This is a genomic window from Nocardia sp. NPDC052112 (assembly GCF_040680135.1).
In the GTDB taxonomy this organism is placed as follows: domain Bacteria; phylum Actinomycetota; class Actinomycetes; order Mycobacteriales; family Mycobacteriaceae; genus Nocardia.
The window spans coordinates 11,639-37,014 of the sequence record NZ_JBFAWD010000047.1 but is presented as its reverse complement, the minus strand read 5'-3'; the positions used below and the strand labels follow the sequence as shown (position 1 = coordinate 37,014).

The window sequence follows — 25,376 nt, the reverse complement described above, 5'->3', positions numbered from 1 at the left end:
CGGATTCTCCCGCAGCGTACGACTGCAATTCGCAATCACCCGCTACATTCCGGGGTTACGCGGGCTCGCCAAAATCGGCCGCTGGACCTTCTGACCACCGACAACCTCACCGCTACCAACAGGTTCGGTGTTGCCCAGCCGCTGTCGGCGTAGGTACCCGGTGTTGGGGAGGGGCTGTCCCTATGTTTGTCGTCAAGTCACGGCGTCGGAGTTCGGGCTGTTGCCCCTGCCGAATCGGCCGGGGCGGTGTCGTGCACGTGGGAGCCTGATTCCATTCAGCAGCACCATCATTGGGTGATCAGTAAGATGTCGACTACAAGAGGGGATTCCATGCGTCACATCAGAATCGCTGTTCTTTCCGGTGTCGTTGCGACCGTGATCATCTCGGGGTGCGGGTCCAATACGAACAAGGACGCAGCACCGAGTGCGACGGCGGCGGCCGCGGTACCGGCCGGGGGCGCAGATCCGGCGGCCGAGTTGTGCCCTCCGGAGGTACTATTCGCAAGCGATGACACCGAGCTCGTGGCGTTTCTGTCGGGCCTGAAACTGCCGGCCAACGTCTGGGTGGCGAACGGGCGAGTGAGTACACAGGGCGACAAGCCGGGTTTGGTGGGCGTCGCGATTGACCTGTGCGTCAAGGGATCCAGCAGTGCGGCCGATCTGCGGCCGATCGCGACCATGATCGCCGCCGCGCTGAAACCGACCGATCTCGGCGCCCGGACTTTCGCGCTGTACGTCTCGGATATGGACGTGACCTACAAGAATGAGGCGAAGGTCAAGGACCCGGAATACCAGGTACATCTCTGGAACGGGAAACCGTCGGCGTCGGCGGAGAACCAGCGGTGGGAGGTCCTCGCGGGCTGAGCAAGCACACGACCGCCGCCCCCGGTGCGATGCCGAGGGTGTCCCTATGGTTTTCGTGAATCCGTCGCGGCGCCCGGGGTGTGATTCCGATACGTTGGTTTGCGGGTGAAGCAATCGGGCTGGAGGTGGCTGCGTGGACTGGATGTTCTGGGTGCTGGGCCTGGGGGTCGGGGCGATCGTTATGGATCGTGTTGCGGTGTGGGCGGAAGGGCGGGGCTGGATCTACTGGCGTCACCGGCCCAGGAATGCTGGGGTGGGTTCGAGTGTTTTGGGCCAGGTGGAGTCGTTGCTGTCGCCGTCGTATCGGCATGTCGTGGAAGAAACTCAGGCCAGAAAGGTGCTGCGGGTCGACCAGACAGCCGGTGAGGGGGAAGGGTCGGTTGTGATCGTGGCGCGCGGTGATCGGGAGGATTTGGGTTAGAAAGCGGTCGCTGTGGTGGGGTGTGAATCTCGGTAAGGCTGTTTGGCGATGCGGCGCATCGACAGGCCAGGCAGATACGCCACATCGTGGCCGCAAGCGCGAGCGACGGTGACCGGCAGCGCGCCGATGGTGTGGGGCTGGTCGACCACGATCAGCAGCGGTCCTCGTTTCGCGAGCTGATCGAACACCGCTCGCAGCCGGGCCTCGTCATTCGGTAGCGGCTTGTCGAACAGCCGCTTGCCGCCGATCTGGCGTCAACGCCCGGCACCCACGTTATGAAGAGGCCTACCCGCGGACCTGTCCCCATCAGCGGTCCGTCGACGCCACCATCACCCGGCGACACCACCCCCCCGGATCATGCGAAAGACAGGGGCAAGAAGTCATACCGGGTCTGGCGACCGTAGCCCTTGATCCAAGGGCGGCGAAGAAGATAACGGGGCCGTGTCGGGGGCATTCGTGGCGTACAGGGGAGCGCGGTGGCGGCCGAGTCCGATGGCGCGTGCCTCATGCGCTTTCCGGTGCGTTGGATGGTCGTGGGCGCCAGAGAATTTCGTCTGCGTTGCCCACGACCTGGCCGATCATTTCCGACTACTTCGAGTGCTGTCCCTGCGTGAGCATTCCGACGCTCACCCAGCCCCAGTAGACGCGGTGGTGGGCGATGAGTCCGTCCCGGATCTCCATCACCTCCACGATGTCCATCTGGTCACCGTCCGGGGACTCGCGGGGATATTCCCAGGTGAGTCGGTATCCGTCGGTCAAGAAGCCGACGCGGTACCGGCGTCGTTCCGCGGGTTGGTGGGCGAACACCTTGTCCACGAATCGCCGTAGGTCGTCTCGGCCGCGAATCACCCCCTCCTCGGTGCCCAGAAGATGGCGGACCAACGGACTTTCCAAGGTCGCGTCTGGCTGGTAAAGCGCCATTGCGGCATCGAGGTCCTTGGCGCCCAGCGCGTCATCCCAGGCAGTGAAGATGTGCTCGATCTGCTCGGCGGTCGTCGTCGGCTCGGTCATGGCCGTCGGGCCCTTTCTGTGGTGGTGGTTGTGACGGTGTGACGGTAGGTCGGCAACGTTTTGGTCGGGCCCTAATCGTGGTTGTGGCACGGTGGCTGCATGACGAGTGAACCGGTCAGACAGCGGATACTCGATCGCGATCTCGCGCCGGTGGCAGCGCTGATCGGCGATCAGACCCGGGTCGCCATTCTCGCCGCGCTGGCCGAGGGGCACGCACTGCCGGCGGGTGAGCTTGCTCGCCGCGCCGGAGTACAGCCGGCGACTGCGACCGCTCATTTGCGACGGCTGGTCGAGGGGGGTCTGGTAGTGGTGCGCACGCAAGGCAGACACCGTTACCATGAGCTGGCCGGACCGCAGGTCGCCGCCGTAATCGAAGCCCTGGCACAGTTGGCCCCCGCGACACCGGTACGTTCGCTACGCACCGATCGTGCCGCCAGGACTCTCACCGAGGCCAGAACCTGCTACGACCATCTCGCCGGTCGGCGCGGAGTCGAGCTACGCGACCGTTTGCTGGCCGTCGACGCCCTGCGACTGGTCGATGACCGAGACCACCAGCTCACGCCGGTCGGGCGACGACTGGCCGACTCGGTGGGCATTGATCTGCCCGCGCTGAACACCACTCGGCGGATATTCGCGCGAATCTGTGTGGACTGGACGCAGCGGCGACCCCATCTGGCCGGGGCACTGCCCGCGGCGCTCACCGACCGTTTCCTCGAGCTCGGGTGGCTGACCCGGACAACGGGGCGGGGCCTGCGTGTTGCGCCCGACTACGATCAGCGGCTCGACACCTGGTTATCCAGATCGAGCTGATCGCCGACCCGCCTATCGACCAGCTCACCTGCGACGGGAGCTCCCGACCGTCGGGGTCGACGTAGACGTCGTGTCGTGGGTGCCGATCGCGGTGGTGCCGGTAGCGTGGCTTTGCGCCAGAGATTCGGCGCGTGTTGCCTGGTAGCCGGATCGGTCGGTGCTGTATTCACACCTTCGGATCATCGACGAGCTGGAGCAGATCCCCGGCGGCCGGCCGTAGTTGCCACTCGATCGCACACTCTTCGCGAATCTGGCCCAGATGGCTGCGCAGGCGCACAACACGATCGGGGATTTGGCGCCTGGATCCGCGGAGCGCCCGACATAACGGTCGTCGTCGGTGATCTCTTGAAATCCTGGCGGCACTGGCCCTGCCCGCATCCGCGCCCGCTGGTGCCCGCGGGCCTCGATCATCGAGTATCACAGGATCAGCGGTCCGTGGACAGGCCACGACGTTCTCGCACGGATCGTCCGCGGCGACCGGCAGTGACGCAACCACTTGGGCGGCGAGAGCCTTACCGGCGGACGGTTCCAACGCAGGCGGCATTGGCCGCGGCGTTCGCCGAGGTCGAGCTGTACGGAATAGCGGTGTCCGGGCTGGTGAAGGTGTTGCATCGCTGGTGGTCGAGTTTGCGCGCGGGTGGGTCGGCCTCGCGGTGACCGCCACCATCGTGTCGAGGAGGTCACCCGTTGGATCGCCGGGCATATGCTCGACGGCAGACCTGCTGCCTCGCGGCAGTATGCGTGCGCGCACTGGCATTTCGACTGAACCTCAACCTGGCACCGGGCCGAACCGTTTCGTGCAGCGGCGGCGGCAGTATCTATTCATTCAGCGCTCATTCGCCCATCTGCGGAACACTGCGCTCAATTCTTCCCGTGATATGCCAGGCCGAGGTTTGGAAAGTCGAGACAATCGTTCGTGGTACCAGTCGACCCAAAGCTCGAATTCGCTCGGGTCCGTGGCAATTCTGTCCGGTAGTTCTTTAAGACACAGCACTACCCCTCTCCAATCTTCAAGACGGCCGTACATGGCGAAGACTGCTTTGATATCGACCGCAGGATTCACATACGATATCCGCTCGATCCACCTCGAAGCAACCCGTTCACGGTCCGCCTTATTCGGCAAACTAACTATTAGGCGCTCAATGAAGAACGCCGCATTCCAGAGTGGATCACTGGGTCCGGCCTCATCCCAATCAATGATCCAAACCTTGCCCTCGGGATCGATCAGCAGGTTGGGCCGAAAAATGTCGTTGTGGTTGAAGACAGTTTGTTCGCCTGAACGACTGGGGTCTGGCTGAATATAATTAGACAGCGGTCCGACCCCGATCTCGCGGAGCTTCGAAAGCAGGTACTGTGGCAGGTTGAAGAACTCCCTATCGGCATGCTCGATCATTTGCCGCTGCCATTCTGGGATATCTATTCTTTCCATTCCTGGAGGTAGAGGTACTGTGGATGTCAGCTGTACGTAATTCAGCAGATCAAAAAACCAATTGGGCAGTTCGGAACCATCGAAAGTTGGAATTTTGCCAGGAATGTACTGCATAATTGTGAACTCTCGGCCAGTAGCGTGATCAGTCCCGGTGGCGAATGTCTTCGGCACTGGGACGCCGACCGCGCGAGCACATTCTCTGGCCGTGTTTTCGGGCATCCATTTCTTCAGAAAATTCACACTCGATGGTTCTTTCGCTATTCTGATCACAGCGAGGCCTAAGCTCGTGTGAACCAGGTGAATCTCATTGACACGCCCGTCGAAATCCGGTTTCTGATCTCGGACCTGATCAAGCAATCTCTGGGTCTCTTCCTGAGATATTTCGAATGGGGGACGATCATTCCCTGGCCTCGGTGTCTTCGGCTGCTCCGGTGAGGCCGATACGGGCGAGTCCGTGGTGTCCCGGGGTCTTGTTCCCCTGCTTCCGTCGAGCTCGGCGGATGCCAGCGGAACGAAATCGCCGTAAGCATCGGCGCCCGTGTTCGTTGGCGACGATTCGGTTCGATCACCGGTGCTCGTCAGGTCCGCTGCTGGAGAGCCCGTGGGAAGAGGTAGAACAACTTGATTGAGCCGCGTCCGCGTCGATGGTTTCTCCTGGGTGCGGGTTGCTGCGTCACCGCCGTCCGAGTCGGTGTGCGGTGGTGTGGCGTAAAAGGAAGGGTTGATCTCGGACGGTGGGCGCCACACTGGTGCCGCCTTCGTGTAGGCGTACGCACAAGCCAACAGCGAGGCCTCCGAGAACGCCGTGCCGACCAGCGTCATTCCGAACGGCTGGTTGTTGTCCGGGTCGTATCCGATGGGCACCGCCACCTGCGGGTATCCGGATCGGGGGGCGACTATGCATGACGCGATCTGGATGAACAGCAGTGCGTCGAGTTGGTTCGCGGCGAGTGCGGAGTCAATCATGCCTCGCGCGGTCGCGTTGTCGGTAGCACGGTTTCTTTCGTTCTCCTCGCGTACTAATGGATCGTCCAGGTTGACGTTGTTGGACTTGATCAGCAGATCTTGCCCGTGCTTGATCGCGCCGTCCTCAGCGTGGGCGATGTTGAACCGGACGAGGTCGTTCTGCGACTTCGCGGGTGCGTTGTCGGGCAGTTGGGCGAAATACCGATTCATGCTCAGCTGGACTTCGTAAGGCATGGTGTCCGGCGCCCATTTGATAGTGGTGCTGTCTATCGTGACCTGGACCAAGGTCGCGCCCTGCTCTGTGAGGACGGCCTGCGCATTTGCGAATGCGGTGGACACATTGTCGGTCGACGCGCCCATTAAGTACGAGTTCATGGTTTCGTCGTCCACTCCGATCAGCTGGACCACCCCGATTCGCTTGCCGCGCAACCCATCTATGGATAGCCCGGCGGTGTAGTCGGTGCCGACCACGCCGGCGCTCGCTTCGGTGGCGGGATCCTCCGGGTCTATACCTGCTATCACCGTTACCAGCGCCGAAGCGTCGTACACCGTGCGAGCAATCACCCCGGGGGAGTCCCGGACATCGGACAGCGTCATTATCCCGTTTCGGCTCGCCAGACCGACGGTTAGATCGACCCCAACATTCGAGTTGTTTATTGCCGGAGCGACGGTCGACCCCCCCGTCTCGACGCTCAAGGCCGCGTCGGCTAACCCGGCCGCTACCGCTACCGCCGACCCAGCGCTGGATCCCTGAGGGTCCAGGTGCGAGCCATATGCGTTGGATACTGGCCCACCGAGTGCGCTGTCGCCGTTCGGCGGATCGGTCGCGATGTAGTTACTCAGCTCCGACATGTTGGACTTGCCGAGAATCACCGCACCAGCCAGCCGCAGCAGCCCGACCACAAAGGCATCGGCAACCGGAAACGAGTTGGCCAGTGCCAGCGCACCTGCCGTGGTCGGCAGGCCTTTCACGTTGTAGGTGTCTTTGACTATCACCGTCAACCCATGGAGCGGCCCGCGGACATGACCGCGCCGACGCTCCTCATCCAGCAGCCTCGCATCCTCCACCGCAGCCGGGTTGAGGCATCGGACTGCATTCAGACGGGGCCCCTCCTTGTCCACCGCCTGGATACGCCATAGACGTCCCTGCACCAACTCGACGGAAGTGATGCGGCCATCAGCCATCGCTTGCTGCACAGTGGGGCCATCTGCCCGCTCCAAGTCGATAACGGCTGGGTCGAGCCATCTGCCCGCATCACCCTGCGGGGCAGGTCTATTCGGCCCGCCGTCCCCCAGATCCGCGGCATCCACAGCCCCCCGCCCGGCGTCTATGGCGCCCGCCGAGTCGACCGGCATCGCTCCCAGCCCACACGGCGTGGGCTGATGTGAGTCCGGCGCCGTGGCGGCGGACGCAGGATCTGGATCCCTTGCCGACGGCGGCTCGCCGAAGTCCGCGGCATCGCGGTAACCTGTCTGCCCACTGGTGGAGATCTCTGTCATCCCGATTACCGTGCGCTCAGCAGCGGCACTTGCCGTGACCTCTTCTTCCTCGTTGGTGGGGCGCGGAGCCTCACGAAGCGAGGAATCCAGATGCTGTGCAGGTTCTGTTGTTTCCGTCCCGCCGCTGCGGGCCGCCGTCGGCCCAGAGGGTTCGGGGGATGCCATCGCGGGTATGCCGGTTGTTGTGTGCTGGTCGGCGGGGCTGTCGTCGGCTGCCCTAGAGATTGTGGTCGCCGGTTTCCGCTTAATCGTCGTCGACGCGGACGTCGCATCCACCCATTTACGGAACAGTGCGCTCAATTGGTCTCGTGAAATGTCAGGCCAAGGTTCGGGGTGTCGAGACAATGCCTCATGGTACTGGTCGACCCACTCCTCAAGGCTTGAGTCTGCGGCATGCAGTACCTTCTCAATGCACAGTGCTATTCCTCTCCAATCTTCGAGACTGCGGTACATGTGAAAGACTGCGTTGATATCAACGGCAGGATTTACAGACGGTATCCGCTCGATCCACATCGCAGTGGCCCGAGCATGGAGCTCATCCTCCAATGTCACTCGATGAAGGAAGAGCGCTGCGTTCCAGATTGGATCGCTGGGTCCGGCCGTTTCCCAATCAAAAAGCCACAACTTCCCATGGTTATCGAGCTGAAGGTTATTTGGATAAAGGTCGTTATGGGCAAAGACAACCGGTTCGCCTGAACGACCGTAGTCTGGTTGAATATACTCCGACAATGGCCCGATCCCGAGCTCATGCAGCTTCGATAGCCGATCCAGTGGCAGGTTGTGATACGCGTCGTCGGCATACTCGATCATCTGCTGCTGCCACTCCGGAATGTCCAGTTCCATTCCTGTCGGTGCGGGATGCGCGGACATAGACTGTACTTGATCCAGAAGATCCGAATACCAATTCGGCAGGTCGGGACCATTGAAAGCCGGCATTTCACCAGGGATATATTGCATGATTGTGAACTCCCCGCCAGTAACCGGGTCGATTCCGGCGTAGAGTATCTCAGGTGTCCGCACACCGTGTTCACGTGCATATTCTATGACCGTGTTCTCAGGCATCCATTTCTTCAAGAAAGTCACGGTCGGTTGTTCTTTTCTAAATCTGACCACTACTGGGCCTGATCTCGTGTTGACTAGATTCACTCTATTACCAGTTCCAGCGAAATCCGGTTTCCGATCACGGACCTGCTCATGCAACTCCTGAGCCTCTTCCGGAGATATCTCGAATCGGTAGCGACCATTCCCCGGCCCCGGTGTCTTCGGCTGGTTCGGTGAGGCCGATACGGGCGAGTCCGTGTTGTCCAGGGGTCTTGTTCCCCCGCTTCCGTCGAGCTCGGCGGAAGCCGGCGGAACGAAATCGGCGTCGGCATCGGTGCCTGTGGTCGTTGGCGACGATTCGGTTCGATCACCGGAGCCGATCGTCGGTTGTGTGCTGGCATGGGAAAACGTCGAGGCGGCGGACCGTGGACGGCCCTTGGACGAGTTGTCGCGCGTTCCCGCCTTCTCTTGCGTGACAGCGGTGTGGCGACGGATTTGCTCAAGTGCTCGTGCAGCGGTGATTTCGCGATCAGCGAGCTTCTGGCCGAGTTCTCGTGCTTTCTGACTGTGGTCGGCGCGGAGTTGCCGGTTGTCGAGGGTCCAGGTCCGCGGGAACCGGTGCTTGTCGCGGAAGCCCGCGTCACCGGCGAAGCAGGCAGATAAGGCGTCCATCACGGTCCGGTCGGCAGGCACCCCGTCGATGCTGGGCCGGTATTCGGCGTATTCGTCGAAGATCGCACGTGCTTCTTCGATGGAGCGGATGCGCAGGCCGTGGTCGACTATGGTGCGGCCGAGGATACGGTCGTTTGAGTAACGTTCCGAGGCCAGGTTCTCGGGCGCCAGGGCGAAGGTGTCTTCCAGGGATGAAGGTTGCACGAGGGTTTGCAGGTCGACTCCGGCGATGGCTTGCACAAGGGGGTCGGGGTCATCCGTGCCCACCTGGGTTCGGGTGCGTTCGTTGAAACCCGTTCCCATGATCATGCGGTGGATGTGCTCGGCCCGGTCGGGCTCGTATCCGAGAGACAGTGCATGGGCGCGGGCGAGGTCGGCTGAGCGCAGTTCGTCGTACCCTTCCGGGTTGTTGCTGCGGCGGCCGTTGCCATAGACGGCGTCGCTGTAGGTGTCCGCTGCGGCAGCATCTAGCCGCTCATGCGGGCGGGCGCCGATATTGCCCAGGTGTTCTTGGAGCAGACGCCCGTCTTCGACGAGACCGAAACCGTTGTGGTATGTCGCCGGGACGCGGAATTCGGCCAGCTCGAGGTCGCCGATGATCTGATTGGCCCGCCCGATGGCGGGGTCGCCGTAGAGCGTGGAGCAAATATGCATCCCGTTCGCGCCGAGCCGGACTGCGACGTCGGCATCGAGATGATCGAGCGCTTCGGTCGGCAAGACCGAGCGCATAGCGCCTATCTCGCGAGCCAGCACGTGCTCTGGCAACGGCGGTCGCGTCGGGTCGAGGAGCCTGCGCCGGATAGCCTCGGTGTCGAGGATATCTTGCGGCAATCCGCGCTCCTGGAGTACGGCATAGATGTCGGGGAGGCTCGCGACATGGATGCCTGCGGGAGTCTTCCAGGAACGGTGCAGCAGCTCACCATGTGACGGACCCGCGTTCCATCCCATACCGATCGACATCTCGCCGTTGACCAAGCGAGTAGTACCGTCTGCTGCCCGTGCCTCCGTCCATTCCGTCTGCCCGCGCAGATACCGGTACGCCTCCTCGGGGACCGACACCTCCAGCCTGGACCGCGGGCGGATCCCTTCGCCGAAGGCAGCGTCCACCGCATCGCGGCCGAGCAGCAACGAATCCCCGGCCACCCGATCGCCGAGTCGCCCCACAGCAGCCTCGGGCGGAATATCGCTCACCAGACCCTGAGACACGGCGTGCACCGGGCGATCGGTGACCTCCATCCGCGCTGGCCGCTGGCCGAACTGTGGGGTGGGGAAGATTTCGTTGAGTCTGCGTAGTAGTTGGGTGAGTTGTTCGGTTGCTCCGTCGATGTGATCGAATGCGGCGGCTTTGCGTTCTGCTTCGGCGAGGCGGTATCCGCGCTGGAAGGCGCTTTCTGTCGGCTTCGGTTCGGTCGCGATGACCGTGGCGGGTTCGATGGTTGGTCCGGGTGTGTTGGCGATATGGGCGGCGATGCGGCGGACGGCGCCGTCGGCCATGAGTTTGATCGTGGGCTCTTCGAGCGGCATGATCGCCGCCATCTTGGCGGGTGAGATTCCTTGGCTGAACAGGCCGACGATGATTCTTTTCTGGTCGGTTCCGAGTTGTTTGAGTGCGTTCTGGAGCTGCCATGGGGTTGCCTCGGCCAATGCCGTGGTCAGTGTGGTGTATCTCTGGTGTTCGGGGCTGTTGTGTACGAGTGAGTTGATCACTTGGCCGGCGGCGTGGTTCGCCCGGTCGATCAGTTCGTCCCAGCTGTTGGTCAGGTCTTGGACTATTCGGTTGGCTGGGTGTTCCGCGAGCAGGTGTTGCAGGATGTTGACTTGGTTGGGAACGAGTCGGTTGAGGGCTGCGCGCAGTTGTTGTTCGGTCGCGTCGGCGAGTATCTCTTGTGCGTCGGGTTTCGCGGTGCCTTCTGCTAGGGCTGCGCAGAGTGCGGCGCGGATCTCTTCGAAGCTGGCTGGCGCCTGCTTGATCGGGGGTTGCGTTGCTGTGGGCTGTTCGGGCGATGGTGCTTTGCGCCGCGTGTCGAGTGGATTCGCGCGCGCGTGGTTGTCGACCCCGGGGGCGTTGGCGAAACCTAGCCACGGGTCACCGGTATCAGCCCGCTCTACGATCGGCGCACCGGCGGCGTCCCTGGCCTGCTTCGGGTGTAGGTCGAATGTTTCCGCGGCATTCGGCGGGACGCCCGCTGGTGCAGGCCCCGGACGACTGGGCGATTCCGAATTCGCTGCAACCGAGGACGATTGGTTCCACCGTTGGCGATCGCCCGGCCTCCCGCCGTCGCGATGGACATGCGGATCCACCCGTCCTGGTCGGCCCGTAGCCGATACGTCCTTACCGGGATCCCTGTCGCTACTCCCACTGCCCGTAGCCGATTCGGGACCGGTCCGCGGACTCTCGGGGGCACCTTGGGGTCGAGGTGCAGATCCCAGCCCGAAGTCCTTCGACTGCCCGGGTGCGGTTGCCTGGGCTTTGCGGTCGACTGCGGATGCCGAGTCGGTCCGCTGAGCGGGGGGCTGCTGGTCGCTCCATGGCGTCCGCACTCTGTTTTCCGAGGTGGCCCCGTCCTCGGTGACGTGAACTTCGACGTGCTGTCGAACGGAGGCTGGACCGGCCTGTTGTCGCCTCTTGAAAGGCCATTTCCGCCAAGGTTTTCCTGGGTTGCGATCGTCATTGGTATTGGTGGGTGGGTTTCGGGGTGTTCCTTTTTTGCGTGGGGTTGGTTGGTTGGGTTGCCGGGGGTGGAGGCCGGTAAGGCTGTCGTCGGTGCCCCGGGTGCAATACCAGACGAATGCTTCGGCGCCTTCGATGTTGGATATGTCGGGCTGTTGCCATTCGCTGCTGATACTGACGCGGGGATTACCGGCGGGGGCAGGGTCGGTGATGGTGGTGTCGAAGACGATGCTCTGGCCATGGGTGCCGGTATCGGTGATGACGTAGCGGCGGTCGTCGAAAAAGACGACGGCAGTGTCGATGTCGCTTTCTGTCTCCACGTCGCTTTCTGTCTCCACACGGTCGATGACGTGATCGAAGGGTTTGTCGGCATCAAGGTCGAGGTGGATTTTGACGAGTTGGGTGGCGAGGGCGTCTCTGAGGTGAATCCGTTTCTTCTGCCATGGTTTGGGCTTGGTTTCGTTGAGGCCGAGTGCCCACAGGACTTCGGCTGTTTGGTTGATGCCTTCGAGCAGCCTCCGGGCGCGGGCGGCGACAGCGGGGTCCTGCAGCGCCGCGTCTTCTCCGAAGATTCGGCGGATGACGGACACGAACGCGATGGAGCCGAATGCCGCGGCCATACCTACAGCCGTGGGCTCGGGTCCCCATGCCGCGTTTGCGCCAGCGGTGCCTACGCCGCCCAGCGCTAATGCAGTCCGGTTTGACATGTTGCGGAGGGCACCCACACGTCCGCGCTGTGCTTTCGGGACTACCCTGGTCACGTGGGCGTTGGTAGCCACGTTGATCGGATTGAAGATCGTCCAGGCGAGTGCAAGTGGCAGGGAGGCCGCCCAGGGGTTGGGGGTGGCTGCCACCGCGCCGGCGGCCACTGCGGCGGCGACCAATTTGGTGGTGAGTAGTCTGTCGATTTTGGCCGCTTGCGCCCGCTCGTCGGCCAACGGCTTGATGCTTACCACGTTCGAGAGAACGACCCCGATACCAGGGATCGCCGATGCCACTCCCATCTGCGTCGGTGAAAGGCCGTGGTCGACCATAAGCAATGTGAGCTGGGTCCCCTGCGCTCCGAGGAACAGCGAGGTGAGACCGCCGTTGATGTTGATGCGTCGAAGCAGGGGATGGTCCTGGATCGTGTGCACGCCCACACGGATCGCCTTGCTGAACTCTTTCCAGGCACCTTCCGATTGCGATGGTTTCGGTGCCGCCGGAGTATCCGGCACTAGCGATAAGCTCGCGAAGCTCGCGAAATTCGTCCCGAGATTGATGGTGGGGGGGAAGGCAGCGCCGAGTGCCAGTATCGGGGCCGCGAGTCCCGATGCCGTGAGTCCGATGCTGGACCCTGCGACGGAATGGAAGCGTTCCAGTCCAACTTGGGCGTGGGTGTCGTCGCCGACCTTATCTTGGAGGTACCGGACCATCGTTTGCATATAGAGCTGGGTGGAGACTACTTCCAGCACTGTTGCTACGGCGAGCACGGGGAGGGTGTACGAATTTTGAGCGCCCAGGGCGCCAATCGCCAACAGTGCTCCTGCCGACCCCGTCCACAGAGCTGTCCGCATTGTTTTCCTGGGCGACCAGGTGTCGGCCAGGTATCCCGAGAACGGTGCAGTGCCGATCGGTAGCGCGGTGGTGAGCAGATTATAGCCACCCAAGGCCACAGGTCCGGCCTGGAGCGCCACATTAATGCTCATCGCCGTTGACGCCAGTACCGTCCCGCCTGTGTTGGTGACCTCGGTGGCGAGGCGTATACCGATTCTGGGGTCGGCGCGAATCACACTCAGCAGTGATGTGGTCTTTTTGGCGCCTTCGCTGTTGTCCGACGGCTCAGTTTCGCTGGGGGGCTCGGATCCGCATGGCTCGATACTGGAATTATTCGACGCGGCGGATGGCTTCGGAGAATCCGGCTTAGGCTCCGGCAAATCCTGCTGCTCGGATGCGTCGGCCTGCGGTTGCGGGTCCTCCGATGTATCCCGTCGTTTTCGTTTACCGAAACGCGGTCCCCACGGCATTCCGTTCCGGGGGTTGAAAATGAAGTCCTGCAGTCGGTCTGCGGGAATATGGCTGGCCTCAGCTTTCCGGCCCTTCGGATTGCCGAGTCCGTCGACATTGCCGAAGTCGCCGATGTCGTCGGCGTTGCCGAGTGCATTTTTGCCTATGTCGTACGCATTCGCCTGCTGCCGCAGTTTCGGCCTGCTGGGCCCTTTCTGATCCTGCGCTCCTGCAGCGGGTGGCTGCTTCGTGCTCCATGGTGTCGACGCTGCTGGTGCGCTCGACCGGGCCATAGCCTGGCGGTCGTTGGATTCGGAGCGTTCGGCTATTTTCGGCGCGGTGCGTTCCGGATGCCCGGGTGGCGCGGCCGGATCGGTCCCGCCCGGCTGCCGTGGTTTGTTCGCGGAGGGCACGGAGGCTGATGACCCGACGCGCGGTACATCATCGCGCGAGGTCATGAAGCCCAGGTATCCGCCGCCCAGAAACTCCTCTCCAACCGTCCCCACACGTACCTCAGCACCGTCATTGCGTTTCAGGCGCTCGCGGGTGATGTCGAAGGCGTCGGCTTGCGAACCTTGATACTGCATCAGCACGGGCTTCGGACCGGTGTCCGGCGACGGTGAATCACTCCGCGGTTGGGGTGTGGATGGTGCGTGTGGAGTACTGGCCGATTGTTCCGATGCCGCAGTTTCCTGGTGGTCATCGGTGCCTCGACGGGCATGCGGATCGGTCCATTCACGTTCCGCCCGCTGCACATGCGAGCCGGCTATCTCGGCCGGTCGGGCCTCGGGCTCACCCGTAGCCTGGCCGGAGTCGAGTGCGGCCGCTCCCTGCCCGGTTGACGGATGTTGGCTGAGCAACGCATCGATGGACGCTCGAACAGCGTCGACGTTCCGGAGGTCCGGCGCACCTGTCGGTGCACTCGAGTCCGGCACCGGTGGGTTGTGTTCACCCAGTGCAGCATTGATGCTGGCGACAGTGCCGCGGGGGTCGAGCCGAGTCGACTCGCGTGGTCGCCCGGCCAACCCACCACGGTCACCTTGGACGTTGGCGGACGGGGGCAGGTCGAACTCAGCAATGATGATCGTGCCGCGGTCGCTCCAGGGAACGACTGCCACCCTGGTGGCGCCTCCCGGACCGAGCAGATCTTGGACTCGCCGCCCTGCCACAGAGGTTGCCGAATCCCGGTGGGCCACCGCCACCCGAACTTTGTCCCCCACGACGGCCACCCGGACGATACCTGGCCGACCCGGCTCCACCAGCTGCATGTCGATCAGCGCCCCGACGAGCTTTCGGGTCCGGACGATCACGCTCGGCCGTTCACCCAACGCTTGCCGGACCGGTTCGTCGGTGCGCCGCAGGATCGCAACCGGATCTTCATCCGCTCTCGCGTAGACAATCCACTCCGCATACGCATGTTGATCTGTCGCCCTGAACGTGCCGCCGACATCGACCGACTCAGTCCCGGCATACCAATGCAGATCGAGTTCGAGCTCCGCCTGCGAGTCTCCGGAACGCTCCGCCGTAGCGCGCACCGTAACAGTCAGGATTTTCGTATTCGGCTCTTCTGTTACCGTCAGGTCGAACCGGCGGACTCGATCCAGCCGAATCCCGCCCATAGCCGCGCGCACGTGCCACTCCAGCTCCGCTTCGGCAGCGTGGAGCTGGTTCGAGTTGGTCCAGTACCACGCCATATCGGCATGCGTTCGCTGGCATATCTTCGCCAGTACCGTGTCGACGGTGTCGTCATCGGCGACGGCTACCGCCATGGCTTCGAAGACGACGCCACGAGGTGTCGGCCGTCCGGTTTGCACGTCGCAGATGGCGATGTCGATTCGCTCGCGTCGAGCAGTGACCCGAAACCCGTATGGCACATCCGGGTCGTCACGTCCGGCTGCCTCCGCTCGGAGAGACCGCTCCGTCGCATGCCTCGCGACATCGCTACGGTCCGTCAGCCAACCTGCCGTCAGCTTCCGAACCACCCCCGACACGCCGGTTATCACGGTGTCCGGATCGTGATTTGGATCGACCCACATCGTGAGGGTCAGCTCCGCATCGGCCAACCCTCCCCGCTCAGGCACCTCCAGGGTCAGCTCGGCGGATGCATCCAATCCCCGCCTGCCGAGCGCGACGGACAACTCGAAATCATCGCCGAAGCCCGGAGACATCGTGATCCGCAGCCAGCCATCGCCGGTCGAGTCGAGCTGGGCGGCAAGCTCTTCCAGCACCTCCCCGACGACCATCGGCTGGTCACTAGCCGAACCGGGGCCCAGCACATCACCTACCAGCGATCGCAGCACGCCCTGCCGATACGCAAGCCGCCTCACCTCCAGATCCCATGCGTCGAGAAAGTCCCCCTGGACAGACTCCGCATGGGCCGACGCCAGCAACTCACCATGCGACAGCTCGACGTCCAGCTCCGGGCCGTACATGTCGTCCGCCCGCACGGACATTCGTCCCTGCTCGACTCCAGCGGTGAGACCGACCGCTCCGTGCACGAACCGCTTGGCCGCCGCCACCGCATCGGGGGGCCAGCCCGACGTCTCCCGATCGATCGCCTCGCCGGTGTGCCGCAACACGTCATGCGCCAGATTGCCGGGCAGAAACTCGGCGTCGGGATCGCGGCGGGGTGCTACGGACCGATCCTGGTCCCCGGGGTCGTAGCGAGACATCGACTCTTGTACTGGCACTCCCGGTCTCGGCTCCGGCATCCACGACCCATCACGTTTGCGGTCGCGGGGCGGGGCCATAGCTGCACCGGGCACTGGGATACCGCCGTTGTTGCGGGACCAGGGGGTCGGCGGCAGCGCGTGTACCGAGTGATTACCACCCGGCGCGTAACGGGTGCCTGGGTCCGCCGCCACGTCCGGCGCGGCCGCCCACCTCATGGTCAACGCCCGGTGCAATACCCACTGGGGAGTGTATTCCTTACCTCCGTTGATTTCGATATCAGTGAATGCCTCACCTACGGCTTCCCATGTGTTCTTACGTCCATACACGGGCAATTGGAAAAGCCACGCCGCCTTGCGCATTTGGATCTCGATTTCAGCGAATGCCTCGGCTACGGCTTCCCACGTGTTTTTAGGCCCGAACTCGGGGAATTTGTCCAGCCATGTCGCCTTGTCGGTGTGGATCTTTCCGGCAGCGCGACCCTCGTTATAGCCGGCATCGAGGATGGCATTTGCTTCCACAGCTTGCTCCGCTGCGGCTTCCCATATGTCTTTACGCCAGAACTCGGGGAATTCGTCCAGCCATGTCGCCTTGTCGGTGTGGATCTTTCCGGCAGCGCGACCCTCGTTATAGCCGGCATCGAGGATGGCATTTACCGCCACAGCTTGCTCCTCGAACTCTGAGACCGAATAGATGGGTTGTTCCAGATGATGACCCATTTCGTGGTATGTACGATCGTACTTCGGGCGTCCGGTACCGCGCGGGTGCCAGCGTTCCTTGACCGCTCGGCGATATAGCTCACCCCAGCTCACTGGGTTACCCAGAATTCGATCTTCCAGACGATCGGCGAGCCACGTCATGCGAGTGACTTGAACCCCGTCTATTAGCAGGTCTTGGACGAAAGCATCGCTATTCGCGCCGCTAGGCCCTCTGGTCGCAAGGACGTGTGTAAGTGGCTCAACCCGTAGCTGCAGCCGCCTATCCAGCGGATACTTCGTCAGTACGATGTCGATGGCTCGGAAAATGTCGCGAACCGCATCGACCCCGATCCGGCGGGGCGCGCTCCACGGCGGACCGAGCCATTGCGATTCGACCAGATCGACTTGCGGATGGCGCTGCGTCAGCATGGTCAGCATCTCACGCTTGGCCAACTCGGCCTCGTCGCTGCCCAGCCGCGGGTCCGGCGCCGATCCTCCCCGCCAGAGTGCGTCACGCCAATCCTGTCCCCTGCCGGGGTTGTCTCCGCCGAAACGCTGTGCCAAAGCGTCAGCCACCGCTTGCCGCCGCCGAGCTTCCGCTTCTCGACGGGCAGACTCCGCTTCTCGACGGGCACGCTCTTGTTCTTGAAGGGAGGCCGCCAGTTCCTGGCGGACAACCTCCGGTTCCGCGGGAAGAACCCTCTTCCAGGCGTCACTCAGTGCCTTGTACAGCACAGCTTGTGGGGTGTCTGCCTTGTCTCCGTTGATCTCGATGTCGGCGAACGACACCGCGACAAGACTACCGCCGCCGAAGGGAATCTGGTCCACCCACGCTTCCCGGTCGATGTCGATACGTCCGGCGGAACGCAACTCCTCGTAGCCGGCGCTCAGAATGGCTTCCTCGTTGTCGCTGATTTCGCCGCGCGTCGCGATATCAATGGCGCCACCGAGCAGAATCATCATGAGGTCGTACACCGGGTCGCCGGTACCCTGCGGAAAACGTTCGCCATCGAATTCATCACGAAAATCCTCGGCGCTGATGACGAAGCCGCGACTCACCGCGATTTCGTGCACACGCCCGGCGTCGAAGTTTCCGTCCGTCTTGCCACCCGAGTATGGATCAATGTCATCTCCGATTCGGATGACCAGGACATCGAGATGCGGGTGCTTCTCCAGTACAAAATCGGCCGCGCGGACAATACCACGGACCGCGCCGACGCCGATATTCGAGTCGTCGATCCCGATCACTTCGAAACCGATCTCCGTAAGGCGCGGGTGGCGGGATCGCAGCAGGTCCACGAGCGTGCGCTTGGCCACGTCGCACTCCGCGGTGCCTATCGGTGGATCAGCCTCCTCACCTCGCCAGAGCGCATCGTCACGATCGCGTAGTACGCCTTCGCCGGAGGTGGTTGTTGCTGAGTCCTTTTCGTCCAGTTGTTGTGAAGCGAATTCGCCGTCTACGAGGTGGATTGTTTTTCCGGACGAGAGTGCTTCGAGTGGCGCAGTAACATCGATCGCTTTTCGTCCGGCGCTTCGAGCCGCCAAATTCGGGGGAAGGAAGTCGTAGCCTGAGACTTCTTTCGCATCGACATCGAACTGCATAGCCGACACTCTGGTGCGGGCTGACTCGTCGAAGGTTGCGAGGTAGATGTGATCCGTTAGCGGGAAGTCCCGTCCATGTTCGCGGTCCGGTGATTTCCTATTAGTGGCAAGCAGACGCTCAATCTTTACAACTCTCCCAAATTCTTCTCCGAGTTCTTCCTGAACTTCTCGTTTCACCGCCTCCTCTGGTTTCTCTCTGATTCGCCATCCGTTGTCAACAAAGCCGCCAGGCAGGGTCCGTTTGCCTTCATAAGGAGATTGCAACATCAGCACCCTGCCGTACTCGTCCATGATGATTACCTTGGCCGCCGCCAGGTTTTCGGGGTCGAGGTTGCCTTCGTCAAATTGTCGTTGGAACCATTCTCTGCGGCTGCCGGGCGTATATTTTTTGCTGGCTGGAGGCGATGCTGGTGAAGGGTGTGGCGTGGGCTCTCCACGGGAGTCCAACGGTCCGGCAGTAGACCGCTGGCCGAACTGTGGGGTGGGGAAGATTTCGTTGAGTCTGCGTAGTAGTTGGGTGAGTTGTTCGGTTGCTCCGTCGATGTGATCGAATGCGGCGGCTTTGCGTTCTGCTTCGGCGAGGCGGTATCCGCGCTGGAAGGCGCTTTCTGTCGGCTTCGGTTCGGTCGCGATGACCGTGGCGGGTTCGATGGTTGGTCCGGGTGTGTTGGCGATATGGGCGGCGATGCGGCGGACGGCGCCGTCGGCCATGAGTTTGATCGTGGGCTCTTCGAGCGGCATGATCGCCGCCATCTTGGCGGGTGAGATTCCTTGGCTGAACAGGCCGACGATGATTCTTTTCTGGTCGGTTCCGAGTTGTTTGAGTGCGTTCTGGAGCTGCCATGGGGTTGCCTCGGCCAATGCCGTGGTCAGTGTGGTGTATCTCTGGTGTTCGGGGCTGTTGTGTACGAGTGAGTTGATCACTTGGCCGGCGGCGTGGTTCGCCCGGTCGATCAGTTCGTCCCAGCTGTTGGTCAGGTCTTGGACTATTCGGTTGGCTGGGTGTTCCGCGAGCAGGTGTTGCAGGATGTTGACTTGGTTGGGAACGAGTCGGTTGAGGGCTGCGCGCAGTTGTTGTTCGGTCGCGTCGGCGAGTATCTCTTGTGCGTCGGGTTTCGCGGTGCCTTCTGCTAGGGCTGCGCAGAGTGCGGCGCGGATCTCTTCGAAGCTGGCTGGCGCCTGCTTGATCGGGGGTTGCGTTGCTGTGGGCTGTTCGGGCGATGGTGCTTTGCGCCGCGTGTCGAGTGGATTCGCGCGCGCGTGGTTGTCGACCCCGGGGGCGTTGGCGAAACCTAGCCACGGGTCACCGGTATCAGCCCGCTCTACGATCGGCGCACCGGCGGCGTCCCTGGCCTGCTTCGGGTGTAGGTCGAATGTTTCCGCGGCATTCGGCGGGACGCCCGCTGGTGCAGGCCCCGGACGACTGGGCGATTCCGAATTCGCTGCAACCGAGGACGATTGGTTCCACCGTTGGCGATCGCCCGGCCTCCCGCCGTCGCGATGGACATGCGGATCCACCCGTCCTGGTCGGCCCGTAGCCGATACGTCCTTACCGGGATCCCTGTCGCTACTCCCACTGCCCGTAGCCGATTCGGGACCGGTCCGCGGACTCTCGGGGGCACCTTGGGGTCGAGGTGCAGATCCCAGCCCGAAGTCCTTTGCGAAAGGTCCGCCGGCCGCGGCACGTGATTCTGCTAGCTGTCGGCGCTGGTTTAGGTCAGCAATGATGGCGCCGGTGAATTCCTCGAGCGTGAGGGTTCGGTCGTTGCGCCCCGTCAGGTCGAGCCGACGCAGTCCGCTCCGGAAGTCCTGGTCCCAGAACGGATAGATATTCAGCTCTACAACATTGTCACCGAACCGGTACCTGGTGGGGTCGGCCACAACATGGTGGAGCGACGCGTGCAATCGCCCGTGGTTGATTCGCGCCGCGTGCTTCAGCCCGACATCGATATGATCTTGTGCGACATCCACTGGCCCACCGAGATGGTTGTACGGAGCAAGCGCCTTCGCGATCTTGGGGCTATCGCGGTACCGCACCGCGATAGCCAGCTCGCCGGGGACATTCAAGCGCAGGTGGCGCACTTGTCCGATGGCCTCGGCCAGCCAGCGCGGAAGCTCATACGCCTCAACGAGTTCGAAGCTGGAATCGCCCACCGTGACGCGTGCCCGGCGCTCGCCCGGCTCCCCGCTCTCCTCCAGCACGACTCGGACTGCACCATCGTCGCTGTTCTCCAGAGCTGCCATCACATGCTCGGCAAGCTCCAGCCCCGCGTCATCGATCTTGTCAGCCGGCCAGTCGAAAAGCTGCTCGTTCAGCCAATCCCAGGCCACCGAGCCCGCATGCATTCGCACCTGTTCGTCACTCGTATCCTGCCCCTCTACATCCACCACGACCTCGCCCAATGTCGTGGTTCGCGCACTGGACGTGGCTGATTCGGTGGTCCGTGAGTCGTGGTCGGAAGACGCTGATCGTTGGTTCCACGGCATCGGCCCACCCGCAGCCGAGGGAACGGACGCATTGTGGTTGGCGCCATCTGAGCGGCGCGCGCGGCCTTGGGGAAGGTCGAGTGCGTCGTCCGGGGATGCCGGGTAGCTTCTTGGGGGAGTTTTGTATTCGACCCAGACCGTCTTGCCGTGCCGGGTTACATCGGTGCCGACGGCGAGAGCTCTATCCGTCACGATCCGTGCGCCACGCCCGTGTTCGCCATCGGCGCGGTTTCCCAGTTCGTCCGGGTCGGTCCGGCTGGATTCCAGTGCCGCCAGATCGATGTCGGCTAGGTATGCATCTATGTCGGCTGGGTCGATGGTGGGTGATGGGGCGACCTCGTCGGCGGCATCGACATTGCTCTCGGTGCGCCATTTCGGCAATCCGAGCGAGGTGTCGGTTACGCCGATCCGTACGCGCGTGTCGTCCGCCTCGACGGTGAGCTCCGCACCGCCTTCTTTCGCGTGTAATGCGGCGTTGCCAAGGTATTCCGACAGGGCGAGCACCGCAGCGTCGATCGTTTTCTGGGGCAGTCGAGTGTTATGTGACAGGAATTGGCCGACGTCCCTGCGCGCCCTCGTCACGCCCTGTCGAACCTGCCCGCGCTCGAATGTCATCCGCAGTGCGGGTTTGGTCGGGCCGGTTGCCGAGTCGTGCGGCCCGGCTGTGAACCATCGTGTGCGCGACCCGCTGGTGTTCAGTCGGAAGCCCCACTGTCCGGACTGGTCCAACAGTTCGGTGACCTGGCCCGCCTCGGTCGGCACAACCTCCGCGGTGGTCTTGTTCGGCTCGTCACGTACCGGCAGGACCCGGCTGTGGTCGACGACCTCGACCCGCACGCGTGCGCGTCCGTTCGGTCGTACCCGGACGGCGATCGGACCTTCGGCAGTCCGTACCAGGGCGTCGAGCATTGCCTCGGCTGCGGCGATATCGGTTTCGGCAGTGAGCGATTCGCGAATTGTCGCCCGCGCTCGCGCCACTGTCGGCGGGTCCGTGAGAGGCGTGCGCCGAGCAGACAATGGGTCCACGCCTAGCGCTCTCGCGAGATCCGCACGCGCGGGGTCGGTTTCGCTCAGCGGTCGTCCGCTGGACTTGCGGGGTTTGGGCGCAGCGGCGGGTGTCGGTGGTGTGGGTGTTGGCGGCGGTTCGGCCGTGGGTTGTGGCGGTGGGGGCGGGGGTGGCGGTTGTTCCTCGCGACGTCGCTTGCGCTTTTCGGATTTCTTGTCGAGGTCCTCACCCATCGTTGCTCGGACCAGGCTTTTGCGTTCCACCTGTTTTTTGGGTGGTGCGGCGGGTAGCAGGTGTGGGACACCGCCGATGTTGGGCACGCCGCTGTCTTGGGGGTTGTGGTCGATGCTGTGCGGGTTGAGTTGCGGGGCCGCGGGTTTGTGGGGTGCGCCGAGGGTTTCCGGGTTCGGGGCGAGGGCCTTGGTCGGCAGGATCGGCGTATCGGTTTTTTCGGGGACAGCATCCTGGTGGGTTGGATGTGTGGCCGAATCACGCGGCAGCGGGGTGACCTCAGGGGGGCGTGTCGGGGTGGGGTTCGCTGTGCCGTCGGGGTTCTGGGAGGCAGGGGTGAAGCGGGCGGAATCGGCGGGCAGGTTGATGGGGGTGAGGGCGGGTGGACGCGGGATTACGGGTATGGCGTTGTCGGGTACCTCGTTGTCCAAGGGGTAGGTGACGCCAGGGAGGGTGACGTAGTCCCCCGCCGGGGTTTTCTGGATGTTGTGGTCCCGGGGGTCTTGCCATACATTGTGGTCCCTGGGGTCTTTCTGAACGTTGTGCTCGCGTGGATCGGGCACAGTGGTGCCCGGTGGGATCGGGAATTCGTCTGGGTCGCTGGAGAGTTCGTCGTTGTCGGCGGGCTGCCCGCTGGACATCGCGGGTGGCGGTGCCGAGAGTCCTGCGGCGGCATCGTGATTCGACGGCCCATATCCGCTCGGTCCCGTTGCGTCGGCCGATGCTGCTGGTGGGATCGCTTGGGCTGGGAGGTTGTTCGCAGCGGCACCGGGTGTCGGTGTGGTGGCGTGTGGCTGCTGTGGTGAGTTGGCTTGTGTGCCTTGCGGGCTCGCTTGGTGGTGCGGTGCGTTGGCTTGCGGAGCCGCCTGTAGCTGGGGTGTGATGGCTTGCGCGGCTTGCGGCGTGGCCTGAGGTGGGGATGTATTGCCTTGTGGTGTCGCGTGGGGCGTGGCATACGTGACGAGGTCTGGTGGTGTGGTCTGTGCGGCAGCGATGTTCGCTTCCGGTGCGGATGTTCGCACTGCCGAATCGCGACCTGGTGTCGATGGGCTCGTTTGTGGAGCGGGGTCGGTCTCGGCGTGAGTCGTAGTCGGCGCGGCATCCGCAACCGATATCGGTTTTGCTTGCTGGACTGCGTGGTTCGCGTCGGTGGCCGGGCGTGAATATGTCGGCGGTGGTATGACCTCGTGTTTCGGTGAGGTCGGCGGTGCGGGAGGATTGTTCGTGACCGAGCTCGGCCCTATCTGCGATGTGACGTCGGTGCCTTGTTTCAGCGAGCCCGCCGATGCGGTGGATTCATTCGCAGCTGGTTGTTCCGGGTTTTGCGTGGGGTCCGCTTCGTGTCGGGCGGGTTGTACATCGAAATCGAGGTTGACGAGGGGGGTTTCGTCGGTGGCCGCCGTGGGCGGTGCGAAGGCGTCGACGGTCCGCCCTGGGCCCATCGGTTCCCGTGGCGCATCGACGTCCAAGTGCCCTGACTCCACCAGCCACATCACATCGTTAGGGTCGCGCACGATCATGTAGTCAGCGCTGCCGTCATTGACGACGAACCTTTCGGTGGGGAGCGCCGTGGCCTTCGGTTGCGTGATCGGCACGTCGGTGATCACTCCGGTGCTCACCTGGGCCGGACGCACTTGCACGGCGCCGGGTTCGGCCTGATTGGTCGGCGATGGCGGCCTGCCCCAACCACCTTCGGGCGGCGGTGCGGTGGTCACGCCCGAACTCCCGATGTTCTGGTAGGTCAGGTCCGAACTGGACCACCCGCTGCCGCGCCCAGACGCTGGTGGACTGGGCGTCGACGAGGGGTGCGACGTATGCGGGGGCGGCGAACCCGGTTGCGGGCCGGGCGAGTTCGAAGAAGGTGCGGTGCCTCCGTCGTTATCCTGCCGGTTGCGCAGCCCGTCGTACCCGGCGTCGGTGATCTCGCGCAGCTTGTCATCCATGTTGCGGAGGTCGGCGAGGTCGGTCGCGCTGAGAATTTCGGGTGAGTCCGGAGCCAACGTGACTTCCCCGCCGTTATCCCGATTGTCGCGCATCCGCATGTATTCGGCGTCGGTGATCTCGCGCAGCTTGTCATCCATGTTGCGGAGGTCGGCGAGGTCGGTCGCGCTGAGAATTTCGGGTGAGTCGGACGGGTTGTGTGTGAGCTCTTCGCCAGCGTTGCGGTTCGGCCCCTCCGAGAGCTTCCCGGCTAGGTCGCTGCCGATCTGATTGATCTCCGCGTCACGCTCCGGGGACGTGTATGGTGCCTGACCATCTCCCGATCGGGATTCGGGAATTCTTCCCTGCGACAGATTGCCATCGACCGGCGGGCCGACATCCGGGATGGTTGGTTCGGCAGCAATAGGTGTACCCGCATGGCCGGCGACCCGCACGGCCCGCACCCCGGCACCCACCGAAGCGACGAGACCGGCAGGGATCCCGCGCGCCGCCATCTGGACCAGGTCCCCGCCGTGTATCTCCCCGCCGGTTAAAACCAATGCGGTGAGACCACCGGCGACGCCGCCGGTCGCACCGCCGGTGGCGCCCGCCGCGAGTACGGCCAGCACCTGCCGCCCCAGCGGTATGGCCTGCGAAGCGGAATTCGCTCCGGCCCGGATAACCGCGCGCGCGGCACCATGGCCGACGCCGCCCGCGATCGCGCCGCCAAATGCACCGGCCGCGGTCTCCACCCAAACCGACTTCCAGTCGATGGTCTCGCGGTGCCCCTGCGCAATCTGCAGCTGCTGGGCGGCCCAGTTGACGCCGCCGCCCGCCATGACGCCGAACACAGCGCCCCACCCGATTGCGGTTGCCAATGGATGTGCGGCGGCGAACCGCGAGTATCGAGCCGCCAGCTGGGCCAGCCAGGCCAGCGTGTTACGTCGCGCCACTGCCATCGCGGCATTGGCCTCGGCTCGCTTGGCGAGTGTGGCCGTGATACTGCCAGGCGGCGGCATCAGCATGGTCACGGCCAGCGAAGCCACGAGTATGCCGATAATGCCGATAATGGTGTAGATCTCGAGATCGAGCGCGGTGGCGCCTTGGTCCGACTGCTCGGCCCGCTGATCGCAGTACTCGGCCTGGGCTTGTGTGTCAGCGATCAGCTGGTCGTAACTCTGCTGGATGGCGTGTGCGGTGCGCCCCTCGCCCGCGGCGGTCGCGGCATCGGCCTTGGCCCGCTCCAGCTCGTATTGCCGTGCCCGACACTCATCGGCAGCGTCGGTCCATGCTTGCGCGACTCGCCACATCGCGTCCGTATCCGCCACTGGACAATGCGCAGCCACGAGCTCCGCCGCCCACTGCGGGAATCCCTCCGGGATCCGCACCAT

5 protein-coding genes and 1 pseudogene are annotated in these 25,376 nt (G+C 63.4%); 3 read left to right on the top strand and 3 right to left on the bottom strand.

Annotation, left to right across the window (positions count from 1 at the left end):
- Positions 1-330: 330 nt before the first annotated feature.
- Both AB0L58_RS41945 and AB0L58_RS41940 read left to right on the top strand, forming a co-directional pair.
- Positions 331-864, top strand: a complete 534-nt coding sequence (locus AB0L58_RS41945; protein WP_364396964.1) for a hypothetical protein — start codon at positions 331-333, stop codon at positions 862-864.
- Positions 865-997: 133 nt separating this feature from the next.
- A complete protein-coding gene (locus AB0L58_RS41940; protein ID WP_364396961.1) occupies positions 998-1,285 on the top strand; it encodes a hypothetical protein in 288 nt (95 codons plus the stop codon).
- Between the two features lie 44 nt (positions 1,286-1,329).
- Here the strand turns inward: AB0L58_RS41940 and AB0L58_RS41935 are convergent.
- Both AB0L58_RS41935 and AB0L58_RS41930 read right to left on the bottom strand, forming a co-directional pair.
- Positions 1,330-1,527 (bottom strand): annotated as a pseudogene (locus tag AB0L58_RS41935) (transposase); the annotation flags it as partial.
- Positions 1,528-1,873: 346 nt separating this feature from the next.
- A complete protein-coding gene (locus AB0L58_RS41930) occupies positions 1,874-2,296 on the bottom strand; it encodes a nuclear transport factor 2 family protein (RefSeq protein WP_364396958.1) in 423 nt (140 codons plus the stop codon).
- 99 nt (positions 2,297-2,395) lie between these two features.
- Between AB0L58_RS41930 and AB0L58_RS41925 the strand changes: the two genes are divergently transcribed.
- Complete coding sequence (locus AB0L58_RS41925) at positions 2,396-3,106, top strand: winged helix-turn-helix domain-containing protein (protein ID WP_364396954.1); 711 nt, start codon at positions 2,396-2,398, stop codon at positions 3,104-3,106.
- A gap of 826 nt (positions 3,107-3,932) precedes the next feature.
- Here the strand turns inward: AB0L58_RS41925 and AB0L58_RS41920 are convergent.
- Positions 3,933-25,376, bottom strand: a complete 21,444-nt coding sequence (locus AB0L58_RS41920; RefSeq protein WP_364396951.1) for an MFS transporter — start codon at positions 25,374-25,376, stop codon at positions 3,933-3,935.